11 protein-coding genes are annotated in these 15357 nt (G+C 51.9%); 7 read left to right on the forward strand and 4 right to left on the reverse strand.

Features of this window, described 5'->3' with window-relative positions; all coding sequences use genetic code 11:
* Positions 1–37 precede the first annotated feature (37 nt).
* The 4 genes from D6024_RS18455 to D6024_RS18470 all read right to left on the reverse strand — a co-directional run bounded on the left by D6024_RS18455 (position 38) and on the right by D6024_RS18470 (position 5604).
* Positions 38–1135 carry a glycoside hydrolase family 43 protein gene (locus D6024_RS18455; protein ID WP_121356239.1) on the reverse strand — a complete coding sequence of 366 codons (1098 nt, stop codon included), beginning with the start codon at positions 1133–1135 and terminating at the stop codon, positions 38–40.
* A gap of 43 nt (positions 1136–1178) precedes the next feature.
* Positions 1179–3734 carry a glycosyl hydrolase 115 family protein gene (locus D6024_RS18460; protein ID WP_121356240.1) on the reverse strand — a complete coding sequence of 852 codons (2556 nt, stop codon included), beginning with the start codon at positions 3732–3734 and terminating at the stop codon, positions 1179–1181.
* A gap of 28 nt (positions 3735–3762) precedes the next feature.
* Positions 3763–4509, reverse strand: a complete 747-nt coding sequence (locus tag D6024_RS18465) for an SDR family NAD(P)-dependent oxidoreductase (RefSeq protein WP_121356241.1) — start codon at positions 4507–4509, stop codon at positions 3763–3765.
* Positions 4510–4572: 63 nt separating this feature from the next.
* Entirely contained in the window at positions 4573–5604 is a 1032-nt protein-coding gene (locus D6024_RS18470) for a LacI family DNA-binding transcriptional regulator (protein WP_121356242.1), read from the reverse strand.
* Positions 5605–5933: 329 nt separating this feature from the next.
* On the opposite strand from D6024_RS18470, the gene D6024_RS18475 reads away from it, so the two are divergent.
* From D6024_RS18475 to D6024_RS18505, 7 genes are all read left to right on the forward strand, one after another.
* Positions 5934–6227 (forward strand): hypothetical protein, encoded by a 294-nt coding sequence (locus D6024_RS18475; RefSeq protein ID WP_121356243.1) that lies wholly within the window; start codon positions 5934–5936, stop codon positions 6225–6227.
* 129 nt (positions 6228–6356) lie between these two features.
* The gene (locus D6024_RS18480) at positions 6357–7868 is read left to right on the forward strand and encodes a xylulokinase (protein WP_121356244.1); all 1512 of its coding nucleotides are present in this window, start codon (positions 6357–6359) and stop codon (positions 7866–7868) included.
* A 20-nt stretch (positions 7869–7888) separates the two neighbouring features.
* A complete protein-coding gene (gene xylA, locus D6024_RS18485; protein WP_121356245.1) occupies positions 7889–9214 on the forward strand; it encodes a xylose isomerase in 1326 nt (441 codons plus the stop codon).
* Between the two features lie 156 nt (positions 9215–9370).
* Positions 9371–11074 (forward strand): sodium/sugar symporter, encoded by a 1704-nt coding sequence (locus tag D6024_RS18490; protein ID WP_121356246.1) that lies wholly within the window; start codon positions 9371–9373, stop codon positions 11072–11074.
* Between the two features lie 81 nt (positions 11075–11155).
* Positions 11156–12331, forward strand: coding sequence for a mannonate dehydratase (gene uxuA / locus D6024_RS18495; RefSeq protein ID WP_121356426.1), 1176 nt, complete (start codon positions 11156–11158; stop codon positions 12329–12331).
* A gap of 186 nt (positions 12332–12517) precedes the next feature.
* A complete protein-coding gene (locus D6024_RS18500) occupies positions 12518–13927 on the forward strand; it encodes a sialate O-acetylesterase (protein ID WP_121356247.1) in 1410 nt (469 codons plus the stop codon).
* Positions 13928–14191: 264 nt separating this feature from the next.
* On the forward strand, positions 14192–15250 hold the full coding sequence (locus D6024_RS18505; RefSeq protein ID WP_121356248.1) for a glycosyl hydrolase: 1059 nt from the start codon (positions 14192–14194) through the stop codon (positions 15248–15250).
* The last annotated feature ends 107 nt before the right edge of the window (positions 15251–15357 follow it).

Genomic DNA, 15357 nt, shown 5'->3' on the forward strand with positions numbered 1-15357 from the left:
GGAGGTTTTTAAAACCTCCGGTGTCTTTGGTTGCCTGTTATTTCACAGGCGTGATCGTTTGGATGGTGCCATCCGGGTTGAATTTCAGTTCGGTCACTTTTACATTGCGCAGGTGCGTTTTTCCGCTCAGTTGCGTGTCGTGGTAAAACAGCCACCACTTGCCGTCTTTTTCAATGATGGAATGGTGCGTGGTCCAGCCTTCAACAGGATTCAGGATCACACCCTGGTAGGTGAATGGGCCATACGGCGACGTGCCGGTGGCATACACCAGGTTGTGTGTGTCGCCTGTGGAATATGTGAAGTAGTATTTGCCGTCTTTTTTAAACATCCAGGGCCCTTCAAAATAACGTTTGTCGTTGTCCTTCTCGTAAAACGGCTTGCCGTCTTTGCCCAGGATCTGCACTTCCTTGACGGGTTCGGCAAAGCTCTTCATGTCTGCACCCAGCTTGGCCACGCGGGGCAGGATGGCGGCTTCATCGGGCTTGCGGTTGCCTTTTGTGGAGTCGTACCGGTTGTTGTTCCAGCGCTGCAGTTGACCACCCCAGATCCCGCCGAAATACATGTAATGTGATCCGTTGTCATCCTTGAAAACGCAAGGGTCGATGCTGTAGCTGCCCTGGATAGGTTGCGCTTCGGGTTTAAACGGTCCTTCGGGTTTGCTGCTGGTGGCCACGCCAATGCGGAAAACATCCTGCTTGTCTTTCACGGGGAAATACAGGTAGTAGGTGCCGTTGGCAAAAGCGGCGTCCGGTGCCCACAGTTGGCGGCCGGCCCAGGGAATGTCTTTGATGTCGAGTGCCACGCCGTGATCGGTAACGGGTCCGCCAACGCTGTCCATGGAAAGAATGTGGTAATCCCGCATATCGAAATGGCTGCCCAGGTCATCTTCCTTTGTGCCGGTGGCGGTGTCATGTGAAGGATAGATGTAGATGCGGCCGTTGAAGACATGCGCCGAGGGATCGGCGGTGTAGATGTGCGTTACCAGCGGTTGCGACAGGTAGTGCTTGCCGCTGGTGTCGGCTTTAGCTGTTTGTTTTTCTTCCGTGCTGTTTGCATTTTGTGAATTGCTGCAGCCCAGGAGCGCTGTGGCGAATAAGCCTGCTGCAAAAAAGAGTGGTGATTTGAAAGGTGTCATAAGAAGTGATCGTTTGAAAAGTGTATGCGTTTAAAGTTTCTGCTTACCGTTTGGTTTCCGGTGGTCCGAGATAAGATGGTGTTGCCCCTCCCAGATCCACCACGAGTTTTTGCAACACCACCGCCGGCGAGATCATCCAGTATTTGAGCGTGTGCTTACCGGCTTTGGACAGCGAATGCGCTGAGTTTTTGCTGATACTGTTGTTGGCGACCCAGCTTTCCCAGGCCCGCACATTGTTGTCGTCCTTGTTCAGCGAAAAGACCTGTGGCTTTTCGTCATCGATGGACACGGCGTATTGCAATCCTTCGTTGTTGTGGAAATTCAGCGTAGGAGAGAAGTACAAATCCAGTTTCACCGCGCCGCTTCTAAGGGTATAAAAATCGTACTCCACATGCGGGCTCGTTGTACTTAGCGAAGTTGACGCCGTCACTGGAAACGTAGTGATGCCGGAGCCGGTTCGTCCGATGTCCGGGATCACTTTCCATTTGACATTGTTGGTGTTGACTGTCCTTGTCCAGTGTTCTGCTTCTAGGGAAACATAGCCGTCTTGCTCATAAAAAAGATTGCCCTTGCTGTTTTTGGGAATCAGGCTTTTGGCAGAGGGAATTTTATATCCTGGGTTCATTGCAGTATCTGTCAGCTTACCATCTGAAACATACGTCACAGCGGGCAGGACGTTCACATTGGGCTGTTGCCAGTAGGTATAACCAATGTGTGTTTGTGCCATCATGTGGTTCCACTTACCATTAGCCAGTTGATGGTATTGTAAGGTAATCAACGAGTCTTTTTGGTAGAGTTGCTTTGCTACATCTGCATAGGCGTTTGCACTCAGGTTGCTGTCTTTTGCATTGGCCCTGTTCAGCGCGACGGCAAAGTACAACTGGTACAGGTTGGCAAACGCTTTCACCGGGTGGAGCACCAGCTGAAAAAAAGCCCCTTTGTTGATTGCAGGTAACTGCTTGTTGATTTTTTCCGCGTCTGCCTCTAAATCTTCCCATTGCTTTTCCACTTCAAACCATTCATTGTAACTGGTCAGATCATACGTATTTGCATCGAGCAGTTCCGGTTTGCGCCTGGCGCTGTATTGCGAATAGCGGCGCAGGATGTCGCCAATTTCTTTGGCTTGCTTTTCGCCAAATTGCTGTGCCGCCCAAGAGGTGTAATACGAACGAATGTTGTCTTCGTTCCACCGGTCAGGATTCCAGGCGTAATCCAGGAAAAAGGACGTGGGCAGTTCCATGGGTTTGATGTCGCCAACGTTCACGATCCAGATATTCTTTACGCCGTATTCGTAGGCCAGGTGCATTTGCTCCCACACCCGTGCCAGGTTGTTGGTGTTGATCCATTTGTAATTTCTTGGACCACCGACATAATCAAAATGGTAGTAAATGCCATAACCACCGCTGCGGGGTTTGTCTGTCAGCTTCGGCAGCTTGCGGATGTTGCCCCAGTTGTCGTCGCAAAGCAAAAGTGTCACATCGTCCGGCACCCGCATGCCTTTGTCGTAGTAGTCCTGCACTTCTTTGTACAGGGCCCAGAGCTGTGGTGTATGGGAAGCGGGTTTGCCGGTCACCTCTTCAATGATCTTCCGCTGGTCTTTCACAATGCGTTCCAGCAACGCCGTTGCAGTTTCGCGGCTCATGGGTTCGTCGCCATCTCCGCGCATGCCGATGGTGACGACCTTTTCATTGGTGGCCCGCTGCACACCTTCCCGCCAGAATTGTTGCAGCCGTACGTCGTTGCTATCGTAATTCCATTTGCCTTTGCCGTAGCGACGCCATTCGTCGTGGGCCCGCATCAGCGGTTCGTGATGTGAGGTGCCAATGACAATTCCATAGGTATCGGCGGTTTGCCGGTTCTGTGGATCATCATCGTAAAAGGCATTGCCCCACATGGCGGGCCAGAGGTAGTTGCCTTTCAGGCGAAGAATGAGTTCAAAAACTTTTTCGTAAAACAGGTGATTGAAGCCGCCAAACTTTTCCTTGCTCCAGTTGCTCAATGCCGGCGCTTCGTCGTTGATGAAAATGCCGCGATATTTGACCTTGGGTGCATCGGAGAGAAATGCATTTTGCTTCACGTAAATCGCAGCCTTCTTTTTCACCGGCACATCGGCCCACCACCACCAGGGCGATACCCCAATTTGTTTCGACAATTCAAAGACGCCATAGGCCGTGCCCCTGCGGTCACTGCCAGTAATGACCAGTGCCTGTTCAATTCCTTTGAAAGGATTCTTTACCACCTTTATCTGGTAGGCTTCCCATTTGTTTTGCAGCGAATCAAGGACCAACTTTTTTGCCGCAACGAGTTGTTGGATGAACCGGGACTTGCCCATGCTGCCAACCAGGATAATGTTCTTTGTGGCGGCAGTGGAGGTGGTTTGCAGTTTTTTGCCGCTCACCATTTCGATGTCATTGGCCAGCAACTGCGCTGCTTTCTGCACCAGCGTGTCATCGGCTTCATCAAAAACAATGGTTGCTTTTTGCGCGGCCGAAACGATCGGGAAAGCGCCTGCTTCCGCTTTGTCTGAAATAATGTTTTGAGCATGTGGTACAGACTGGAGAACAGCAACCGACAACAGCAGGCCAATCAGTTTTTTCATCAGCAAGTTTTTCGTAGCGTTTTATGTATTAAAAGCCAATCGAGTTTCCGCCATCCACCGGCAGCACCACGCCGGTAATGTATTTGGCTGCGTCTGAGGCAAGGAACAACGCTGCATCACCAATGTCGGCAGGATCGCCCAGGTAGCCCATCGGCGTTCGCCCCAACGCCTTGGCCTTGCGTTCGGGATCGTTGTTGAGGGCTTTGGCCGACATGTCGGTTGCAATAAATCCCGGGGCAATGCAGTTGATGCGAATGCCTTTGGGTGACAGCTCGGTGGCCATGGCTTTGGTCATGCCTTCGATGGCCGCTTTGGACGCTGTATACGCAATCACTTTGGGTATGCCGTATTGCGAGGCCATAGAACTAATGTTGATGATGCTTCCCTTGATCCCTTTTTCCAGCATGCACTTCACCACTTCTCTCGACAGCGCAAAGACAGCCGTGAGGTTGGTTTGCAGGATGCGTTGAAAATCTTCATCGGTTACGTCGGTGAATTCTTTTTTCAGATTGATGCCTGCGTTGTTCACCAGAATATCAATGTGACCGTGTTTTTGCACCAGCTCATTAACCAGTGCGGGAATGGTAGCGAGGTTGCTCAGGTCGCAGGAGCTGGTTTCGCACAGCGTACCGAATTTTTCTTTTGCAGCTTTCAGTTTTTGCTCGTCCCGGCCAACAACGATGGTGCGGATACCTGTGGCGATAAATTTTTCAACGATGGCCAGCCCGATGCCGGAGCCGCCACCCGTTACAATTGCGATTTTTTCTTTCGTCACGTAGTTGTGTCTGTTGTAAATGAAGAAAGGCTCTTGCTGTTGCCTGAGCCGTTCGAAACTTTTTTATTTTTTCTTTCGCACTGATGAATTCCGGATAATCAGCTCGGAGCGAACGATAACCGTATTGGTTTGCTGCAGGTTGCTGATGCCTTTCAGGTGATTGATCAGGTTGCGGGCAGCAATCTCACCCATGTCAATACCCGGGTAATTGATGGTGGTCAGCGTTGGCTCGATCAGGTGTCCAATGGCGTCGTTGTTGAAGCCGACAACAGCAATGTCTTCCGGAATGCGGATCCCTTTTTCTTTCAGGGTGCGCATGCACACGGCGGCCACAAAGTCATTGGTGCAAAAAATGCCGTCGGGCCGCGGCTTCATCTTCATGATCTGGTTGGCGGCGTCGATCCCTGCCTGTTCGCTCAGGTCGCCAACGAGTAAAAGCTTTTCGTCAAACGGAAGACCCTTGTCATACAACGCATCGCGGTAGCCTTTGTAGCGCTGCGCATACACATTCCGGTTAAGGCTCGACGTGACATGGGCAATGCGCTTGCATTCCTGTGAAAGCAGGTGTTCTGTTGCCATATAGCCGCACTTGGCGTTGTCGATCACCACGACGGTGCGGTTACCATCCTGCTCCACGCGGTCAAAGAAAACCACCGGCACATCCTTGTTCAGAAAGGGTTGAAAATGGTCCAGGTCCGTGGTATCAAATGACAACGAAGCGATCAGGCCGTCCACCCGCTTTTGAAACAGGTTGCGGGCATTGGCGGCTTCTTTTTTAGCGCTTTCCGACGAGTGCGCAATGATGAGATCATAGCCGGCCTCGGTGGTGACCTTTTCAATGCCGGCCAGCACTGAAGTAATAAAATTGCTGTTCAACTCGTGCACCATGACGCCGATCGTATGCGTTTGTTTCTGGCGGAGGTTGCGGGCAAAATGGTTGGAGCGGTAGCCCATTTCCTCCACGGTGTCAATGATTTTTTTCTTTGTTTTTTTGCTGATGCCGGGGTGCCCCGCCAGTCCCCGGCTGACGGTGGCAGGGGAGATGTTCAGCTTTTTGGCGATGTCGTAAATAGTGACTTCTTTGGCTTCCCGCATACAATCGTTTACATATTTAATTACTTAGCTAAAGTAAATTTTTTTTGAAAAGATTTATGTAATCGGTTGCATGAATTTTTTTTCTTCCTACATTAGTCCCTGAAATCGCATTGTTTTCGTGCTTGCTGAAGGGATCTTTCGCATTTGTAGGCTGCCGGGTTTTCACTCTTTTTTCCGTCTTGCCACAAGGCTGGTTTCAGGAACGGCAAGCTGCTGACAATCGAAAAACGGGTGTCGACATGAATTTGAATAGGCGATCACGAATGCCGTCATGCCGTTTACGGGACTCCATGCAGCAATGGGCCTGTTGAGAAAAAACCAATCGCCAAATGCTTGTGCAAAAACTAACCATCGTCTTCCGGCTTTTCCTGGCTTTGCGGGTTCTGGCAGTTTTTGCCTGTAAGAAAACAGATGGTACAGGAGGCTGTCCTTTCGTCGAAATCACCCGTCGTGGAGAATTCTTTACCGCTGAAGGCTGCAGGGATGACGGTCTGGGGAGCAACAGGTTACGCGCTGCTGTACGACAAGAACTAAAACCAGAAGCCGGTCTATGCCGGGTGTCTGTCGGCGTTGCGGGAGCCGTGACGCTTTTAACAGAAGCAATTGTTTTTGTTATTAGATAAATAAATAGCAATGATTACGGAGGGGTGATTCCTCATCCTTCCTCTTTTTTTCACTGGCGGTTGCCTGGAAATCGGCCTGTATTTTTCCCGGAAATACAGGGGCAATTCGTAGTTTAGAACTTTTCAACTATGTTGTTACTTGGAATCGACATTGGTACATCGTCCATAAAGGTTTCGGTGGTAGACGCCGGAATAGGAACCTCCCTGGCCTCGGCACAATTTCCCGAGACGGAAGCCGACATCCTTGCGCCCCAGCCCGGCTGGGCTGAGCAAAGCCCCGATCTGTGGTGGGAACACACGGTGCAGGCCATTTTAAAATGCAACAGCACCGGCGCTTACAATCCAAAAGACATCCGGGCCATCGGCATTGCTTACCAGATGCACGGGCTGGTGCTCGTGGACAAAGAGCAGGCCGTGCTGCGCAATTCCATCATCTGGTGCGATGGCCGTGCCGTATCAATTGGCGAAGCGGCCTTTGATGCCATCGGTGAGGATCGTTGCCTATCGCACCTGCTCAATTCACCGGGAAATTTTACGGCCGCCAAACTGGCCTGGGTAAAAGAAAACGAGCCGCAGGTGTACAGCCGCATCGACAAAATTTTGCTGCCCGGCGATTTTATCGCCATGCGGCTTACCGGCGAAACCACCACGACCACATCAGCGCTGTCGGAAGGCATTTTTTGGGACTTTCAGGAAAATGCTGTTTCAAAAGATGTGATGCGCTATTTTGGTTTTGACGAGTCACTGATCCCTTCGCTACAGCCGCTTTTTGCACCGCACGGTGGCGTGAAAGAAGACGTGGCAACGCGGTTGTCGCTTACACAGGGAATACCGGTTACATACAAAGCCGGCGATCAGCCGAACAATGCATTTTCATTAAACGTTTTAAACCCCGGCGAAGTGGCCGCAACAGCCGGAACTTCCGGTGTTATTTATGGCGTGAGTGATAACCTGGGTTATGACCTGCAGTCTCGCATCAATTCATTTGCACATGTCAACTATGAAGTGGCGCAACCCCGCATCGGTATTTTGCTTTGCATCAACGGCACAGGCATATTCAACCGGTGGGTCCGCAACATGGTGGGGGCACAGCACAGCTATGAAAGCCTGAATACCGAAGCTGCAAGGATCGCAGCAGGAGCCGACGGGCTGATGGCGCTTCCGTTTGGCAATGGTGCCGAGCGAATGCTGAACAACCGGATCGTCGGTGCCCATTTTCACCACATCGATTTCAACCTGCATACGGCGGCACACCTGGTTCGTGCGGCGCAGGAAGGTATTGCCTTTTCGTTCCGCTACGGGCTGGACATCATGCGGGAAAACGGCATGGAGCCAGGCATCATCCGTGCCGGACGGGCCAATATGTTCCTGAGCGATGTGTTTACCCAATCATTTGTGAACGCCACCGGTGTGCCGGTGGAACTTTACCAAACCGATGGCAGCGTGGGTGCAGCCCTGGGTGCTGGCGTGGGAGCAAAGATCTTCGGCAACCCGCAGGAGGCCTTTGCCGGACGAAAGCCTCTGCGACTGGTGGAGCCCTCGCAAACGGCCACTTACGATTCCTTGTACGGGGAATGGAAAGCCTTGCTGGAAGCACAATTGCAAAAGACAACCGATTTGACACAAATCGTTAATCGATAACAAAGCTTAAAACAATCACAATGGAAGCAGTAGCAACAAAAACATTCTTCAAGAATATCCCGCAAATCAAATTTGAGGGGCCGGAGAGCGACAACCCGTTTGCATATCGCTGGTACGATGAGAACAAAGTCGTGGCCGGAAAAACCATGAAAGAGCACTTCAAATTCGCCTGTGCCTACTGGCACTCTTTCACCGGAACAGGCAGCGATCCCTTTGGTGGGGCAACGCACATTTTCCCCTGGGATGAAAGCGGCGATGCATTGGAAAGAGCCCGTGCAAAGGCTGATGCAGCGTTTGAATTCATCTCCAAACTGGGCCTGCCGTATTATTGTTTTCACGACGTGGACGTGGTGGAATACACGGACGATGTGCTGGAAAACGACCGTCGCCTGCAGGCCATGACCGAGTACCTGAAACAAAAGCAAAGTGAAACCGGCATTAAACTGCTGTGGGGCACGGCCAACCTGTTTTCGCACAAGCGCTACATGAACGGTGCGGCCACCAATCCGGATTTTCATGTGCTTACTCACGGTGCCGCACAGGTGAAAGCAGCCCTTGACGCCACTATTGCACTGGGAGGTGAAAACTACGTGTTCTGGGGCGGACGTGAAGGTTACATGTCGCTGCTCAACACCGACATGAAGCGGGAGAAAGAGCACATGGCCCGTTTCCTGCACGCTGCAAAAGACTATGCCCGCAAGCAAGGCTTCAAGGGCACTTTCTTTATCGAGCCAAAGCCGGCCGAGCCTTCCAAGCATCAATACGATTATGATGTGGAAACCGTCGTAGGCTTTTTGCGCCAGTTTGATCTGCTGAATGATTTCAAAATCAATATCGAGGTAAACCACGCCACCTTGGCGGGCCACACCTTCACGCATGAATTGCAGGCGGCTGCCGACAGCGGCGTGTTGGGTTCCATCGATGCCAACCGCGGTGACTACCAGAACGGCTGGGATACCGACCAGTTCCCGAACAACATCAACGAGCTGGCAGAGGCCATGCTGGTGATCCTGGAGGCCGGTGGCCTGCAGGGCGGCGGCGTGAACTTCGATGCGAAGATCCGTCGCAACTCCACCGACCCCGAAGACCTGTTCTATGCGCACATTGGTGGCATTGACACCTTTGCCAGGGCACTGATTGTTGCCGACAAGGTGCTGAACAAATCCGAGTATAAAAAGTTCCGCCAGGAGCGTTATGCTTCTTTCGACAGTGGCGAAGGCAAGGCCTTTGAACAAGGAAAGCTGACCCTGGAAGACCTGCGCCAGTATGCCATCGAGCACGGCGAGCCCCAGGTGCGTAGCGGAAAGCAGGAGTGGTTGGAGAACATCATCAACCGTTATATCTAATATCGTGGATGGTCAGTGGTCAATCGTGAATAGAGGCAGTCTGCTTTTGCCTGCAGCCGTGCGTTAGAAAACAGCGTCATAAAATTCACCATTGACCATTGACCATTCCCTATTACATTTACACCAAACCTGCTTGTTCATTCCTAAAGAAAATTTATGTCCCGATTGCACCTGAACGACTACCTCGTTTTTATCGTTTATTTTATCGTGGTAGCCGGTTATGGATATTATGTGTACCAGAAAAAGAAAAAAGCGTCAGTCTCTGCCTCGCACGATTATTTCCTGGCCGAAGGTTCGCTCACGTGGTGGGCCATCGGTGCCTCGCTGATCGCCTCCAACATTTCTGCCGAGCAAATGATCGGGATGAGCGGAAACGGTTTCAAGATGGGATTGGCCATCTCCACCTACGAATGGATGGCAGCGGCTACCCTGATGATCGTGGCCATTTTTTTTATCCCCATCTACCTGCGCAACAAGATCTACACCATGCCGCAGTTCCTGAGTGAACGCTACAACGGCACGGTAGCCATGATCATGGCGGTGTTCTGGTTGTTGCTTTACGTGGTGGTGAACCTGACATCGATTCTTTTCCTGGGTGCGCTGGCCATCAGCAGTATTTCCGGTATTAGCTTAACGGCCTGCATGTTGTTCCTCGCCGTTTTTGCCATCATCATCACACTAGGTGGAATGAAGGTGATTGGTTATACCGACGTGATCCAGGTGTTCTTCCTGATCCTTGGCGGGTTGGTGACAACCTACCTGGCGCTGGATCTTGTGGCCAAGCACTACGGCGGTAGCGGCATGCTGGAAGGCTACAAGCAACTGACCAAAAATGCCGGCGAACATTTTCACATGATCTTCAAAAAAGACAATCCCAACTACATTTCGCTGCCGGGCCTTTCGGTCCTGATCGGGGGCATGTGGATCGTGAACCTGAACTACTGGGGCTGTAACCAGTACATCACGCAGCGGGCCCTGGGCGCCGATCTGAAAACAGCCCGTGGCGGCATCCTCTTTGCTGCTTTTCTGAAACTCCTGATGCCGGTGATCGTGGTGTTGCCGGGTATTGCGGCTTACCTGCTGCACAAGGAAAACGTATCGGTTGGCGATGTCAACATGCAATCGGCCATTGGCATCGGCAATGAACTGGTGCAGGACAAGGCCTATCCTATCCTGCTAAACTTGCTGCCCCCGGGACTGAAAGGACTTGCCTTCGCGGCCCTCACAGCGGCGATCGTGGCTTCACTGGCCGGCAAGTGCAACAGTATTGCTACCATTTTTACCCTCGATATTTACAAGAAAAAGATCAACCCCGAAGCGACTGAAAACAAGATGGTCTCCATCGGTCGCGTAGCGGTTATTGCTGCCATGCTGGTTGCCGTGCTGATCGCACCGTTTTTGGGCATTGATAAAAAAGGGGGCTTTGAATTTATCCAGGAATACACCGGCTTTGTCAGTCCCGGCATTTTTGCCATGTTCATCCTTGGCTTTTTCTGGAAAAAGACCACGTCGAACGCGGCCATTTTCGCCACCGTCGGCGGTTTTATCCTGTCAGTCATCTTTAAGTTTTTACCGCTGATAATGAACCTGCAGTTTCTGAATCCACTGGGCTTCTCCGTGCCGGTAACGCAGGCAAATGGCAATACCGTTTACGAGATCCCGTTCATCGACCGGATGGGTTTTGTGTTCGTGATTGCAGTGATCGGCATGATCATCATTAGCAATATCGAGAACCGCAAAGGCGTCACGCCGCACGGCATGATCGTCGACCGCAAGATGTTCCGCTTGTCGCCCAGTTTTGCAGTGGGTGCGTTGCTTGTGTGCGGAATCCTTCTTGCCCTGTACAGTGTTTACTGGTAATCGATGAAGTCAACAGAACGATCATATCATCAAAACCTGTCCTTCTGGGACAGGTTTTTTTAAAATCAGTCAATTATGCAAATGGAACAAACAATGCGCTGGTACGGGCCGAACGACCCGGTGAGTTTATGGGATATCCGACAGGCCGGCTGCACCGGTGTGGTCACGGCGCTGCACCATGTACCGGTAGGGGAGGTGTGGACGATCGAAGAGATCCGCAAACGCAAAGCGCAGGTGGAAGAAGCGGGCATGACGTGGACCGTGATTGAAAGCCTGCCGGTGAGCGAAGACATTAAAAAACAAACGGGCAGCTACCGGCAGCACATCGAAAACTATAAGCAAAGCCTGCGCAATGTGGCCGCCTGCGGCCTGAAAGTGGTGACGTATAACTTCATGCCCATCCTCGACTGGATGCGCACAGATGTAAATTATGTAATGGCCGACGGAAGCAAGGCGTTGTACTTCGAAAAAGCCGCTTTTGTTGCCTTTGACCTTTTCCTGCTGAAGCGTCCTGGCGCTGACAACGATTATACGGAAGAGCAAATTCAAAAAGCAAAAGATCGCTTTGCCACCATGACCGCCGAAGAAAAGGAAACACTTTACCGCAATGCCTTACTGGGGTTGCCCGGCAGCGAGGAACGCTTTACCGAAGAACAGATATTAACGGCCCTGAAAACCTACGAAGGGATTGATGCGGCCAAACTGAAACAACACCTGTTTTATTTTTTACAGCAGGTGGTGCCGGTGGCAGAAGAGACAGGATTGCAGATGGCGATCCATCCCGACGATCCGCCTTATCCCATCCTGGGCCTGCCGCGGATTGTAAGCACGGAGCAGGATGCAGCGGACTTGCTGGCCGCGGCTCCATCGCCGGCCAACGGGCTTTGCTTTTGTACCGGCTCTTACGGCGCACGGGAAGACAATGACCTGGTAGGCATGGTACGGCGCTTTGGCGACCATATTTATTTTCTTCACCTGCGCAACACCAAGCGGGATGGCGACGGCAATTTTTACGAGGCCGACCACCTGGCCGGCGATACCGACATGTATGCCGTTGTGAAAGAGATCGTGCAGGTAATGCAGCGGCGGGCCGTTTCCATTCCCATGCGTCCCGATCATGGCCACCAGATGCTGGACGACCTGAAAAAGAAAACCTACCCGGGTTACAGTGCGATTGGTCGTTTGAGAGGACTGGCTGAACTGCGGGGACTGGAGCTGGGTATCCGGAGAGGTTTGGAGGAGACATCAACTGAATAATTTTTTTGAACCACGGAGGCACAGGGGTACAGTGTTACACGAAGCGCTTCTCTGTGTTCTTCCGTGTTCACCCTGTCTCCGTGGTTCAAAAAAAAGTGGATTAAAATCATACAAGCATTCGTTAAACAAGCGTCAGTGCAAACAAGCTGCGCTGGCTAACTTTCACTTCACATAAACAGGACACTTATGCTGCAAAAAATCTTTACCGCCGTTTTTGTTTTCCTGGGTTTTACTGCCTTTGCGGATGTACGCCTGCCGGCTATCCTGGGCAGTCACATGGTCTTGCAACAAAACAGCACCGTTACCTTCTGGGGCTGGTGCGAACCGGGAGAAACGGTAACAGTCAGGCCGGGCTGGGACACGGCAACCTACACGACGAAGGGCACGTCTGCCGCTACCTGGCAACTACACATTCAAACACCGAAAGCCGGCGGGCCCTATGCCATCGTTGTAAAAGGCACGAATACCATTCAACTGGATGATGTGCTCATTGGTGAAGTGTGGCTGTGCAGCGGCCAAAGCAACATGGAGATGAACGTCGGCTGGGGCCTTCCCTACGAAAAAGACGTTGCGGAAGCCACCAATCAAAAGATCCGTTTCTTTTACATTCCCCGCACTACGTCGCTCTACCCGCAGGATGATGTAAAGGCAAGATGGATGGTTTGCACACCGGACGAAATGAAAAAGTTCAGTGCCGTCGGTTATTTTTTCGGCAAGGAGGTAACCGGGAAGCTGAACGTTCCTGTGGGCCTGATCAATGCAAACTGGGGTGGTACACCGGCAGAAGCATGGACACCGGATTCGGTAGTGCAGGCCAACGCGGAACTGCGGCAGGCAGCCGGCAAACTGACGCCTTCGAATGGCTGGCCCATCCGGCCCGCGGCCACGTTTAATGCCATGATCTATCCCTTGCAGAACTTCGCTATCGCCGGCAGCCTTTGGTACCAGGGCGAAAGCAATACGGGAACCGCCAGCACTTATTATCCGCTGCTCACCAGCATGATTCAAGCCTGGCGCAAGGGCTGGAACAAAGACTTCCCGTTTTACTTTGTGCAGATTGCACCGTTTGCCGATTATGGTAACCAGAACGTCGCCGCGTTGTTGCGGGAACAGCAGACAAAAATTGCGGGCTATCCCAATACCGGCATGGTGGTCATTCACGACCTGGTGGATAACGTCCACGACATTCATCCCAAAATGAAAAAAGAAGTGGGAGAGCGGCTGGCCAACCTTGCCCTGAGCCGCACGTATGGTTTGAGCGGTTTGCCCATTCACTACCCGCAGTATGAAAGCATGCAGGTGGAAGGCGACAAGATCCGCATTCGCTTTGCCAACGCCGGTGCAGGACTGGTGACAAAAGGTGGTGAGCCCACGGAGTTCTATGTTGCCGGTGAGGACAAGGTGTTTCACCCGGCAAAAGCAAAGATCAGCAGCAATTCGGTGGTCGTTTCAAGCAAAGAGGTAAAGAAGCCGGTGGCCGTTCGCTTTGGTTTCAGCAATGCGGCCATGCCCAACCTGTTCAGCAAGGAAGGACTGCCGGTTAATATTTTCCGCACCGATAACTGGGAGGTCGACACCAGCGCGGTGAAGAAATAGAACTGCGCGGCTGTGTTCAAAATGGATAAGAAAGTATCAGCTTGGCAAAAGAGGCGGGATGACGATCCTGCCTCTTTTGTTTTCTTTTTGTTCGGAGAAAACAACAGAAAAACAGCATGGAATGGTTAAGAAAGTATCCAATTGTTGTAGGCATTCGGGATAGCTTTGCCCGCTGCTGGCTGTAGGAGAGGGTTTGCGTGTTTGTAAAGTGACCGCGCTGTAAAAGGCGGTGCCGGCTATTCATCACCGATAAAATTGCTATCCATGTTCCGTGCGTCACTCAAAGCTTTGTTTTGCCTGTTTGCAGTCCTCTTCATTTTCAGTTGTAAAAAAGGTGAAGGACAGATCACGCCACCACCACCACCGGCACCGGCCCCACCCGAAGCGCCACGGTTTGCCATCAATGCAGGTCTTGTAACACCCGGTGCGACGAAAGAGGCGACAGCGCTGTACCAGTTTTTGAAAGACAACTACGGCAAGAAAATTCTTTCGGGTGTGATGACGCTGAACAGTTTTGACGAAACATCCTGGCTGAAGACCAATACTGGCAAAGAGCCGGCCATCGTTGGGCTGGACTTCATGCATTGCAACCGGAATTATACCTGGTACGATAACGAGCAGCCCATCAAAGACGCCAAAACGTACTGGGACCGCAACGGTATTCCGGTCCTCTGTTGGCACTGGCGTGACCCATCCCGGAAAACCGAGGAGTTTTATACAAGCAAAACCAGTTTTGACGTGTCAAAGATCAACGACCCGGCTTCCGATGAATACAAGGCTATGATCAGTGACATTGATTTTGTGGCCGGCCTGCTGAAAAAGCTGCAGGAGCAAAACGTGCCGGTTATCTGGCGTCCCCTGCACGAAGCCGCCGGCGGCTGGTTTTGGTGGGGGGCCAAAGGGGCGGCGCCTTGCAAAAAGCTTTACCAGGTGATGTACGACCGCATGGTGAATTTTCACGGGCTGAAAAATCTGGTCTGGGTATGGACGAGGGAACCCAACGACAACGACTGGTATCCCGGTGATGCTTACGTTGACATTGTGGGAAGGGATATTTACAAGCAGGGCGACCACAGCTCGCAGATCAACGAATTCAATACGCTCAATGCGCTGTACGGGACCAAGAAAATGATCACGCTTTCCGAATGCGGCTCCATTCCCGACGTGGACAACCTGGTGGCTGATGGCGCGGCCTGGTCCTGGTTCATGCCCTGGTACGGCGACTATACCCGCAAGGATATCCACAATTCGCTCGACCTGTGGAAGAAACTATTTGCCAGCAGTTATGTGCTTACGCTGGATGAAATGCCGTCGCTGAAGTAAGCCAAAATACCGAGGAGAAAACTGGCAGTGGAGGGTGGAACTGGCAAGAGTTGGCATTGTGAACGTGCATTCCGCCAAACCTGCTGTTGCCATGCTGCTGGTGCGTA

The organism is Flavisolibacter nicotianae, assembly GCF_003628535.1.
Lineage (GTDB): Bacteria > Bacteroidota > Bacteroidia > Chitinophagales > Chitinophagaceae > Flavisolibacter > Flavisolibacter nicotianae.

Bases quoted from the DNA above. Each gene is read 5' to 3' on its own strand.
- D6024_RS18455 (WP_121356239.1), bottom strand. From the start codon at position 1,135: ATGACACCTTTCAAATCACCACTCTTTTTTGCAGCAGGCTTATTCGCC.
- D6024_RS18460 (WP_121356240.1), bottom strand. From the start codon at position 3,734: ATGAAAAAACTGATTGGCCTGCTGTTGTCGGTTGCTGTTCTCCAGTCT.
- D6024_RS18470 (WP_121356242.1), bottom strand. From the start codon at position 5,604: ATGCGGGAAGCCAAAGAAGTCACTATTTACGACATCGCCAAAAAGCTG.
- D6024_RS18475 (WP_121356243.1), top strand. From the start codon at position 5,934: ATGCTTGTGCAAAAACTAACCATCGTCTTCCGGCTTTTCCTGGCTTTG.
- D6024_RS18480 (WP_121356244.1), top strand. From the start codon at position 6,357: ATGTTGTTACTTGGAATCGACATTGGTACATCGTCCATAAAGGTTTCG.
- xylA (WP_121356245.1), top strand. From the start codon at position 7,889: ATGGAAGCAGTAGCAACAAAAACATTCTTCAAGAATATCCCGCAAATC.
- D6024_RS18490 (WP_121356246.1), top strand. From the start codon at position 9,371: ATGTCCCGATTGCACCTGAACGACTACCTCGTTTTTATCGTTTATTTT.
- uxuA (WP_121356426.1), top strand. From the start codon at position 11,156: ATGGAACAAACAATGCGCTGGTACGGGCCGAACGACCCGGTGAGTTTA.
- D6024_RS18500 (WP_121356247.1), top strand. From the start codon at position 12,518: ATGCTGCAAAAAATCTTTACCGCCGTTTTTGTTTTCCTGGGTTTTACT.
- D6024_RS18505 (WP_121356248.1), top strand. From the start codon at position 14,192: ATGTTCCGTGCGTCACTCAAAGCTTTGTTTTGCCTGTTTGCAGTCCTC.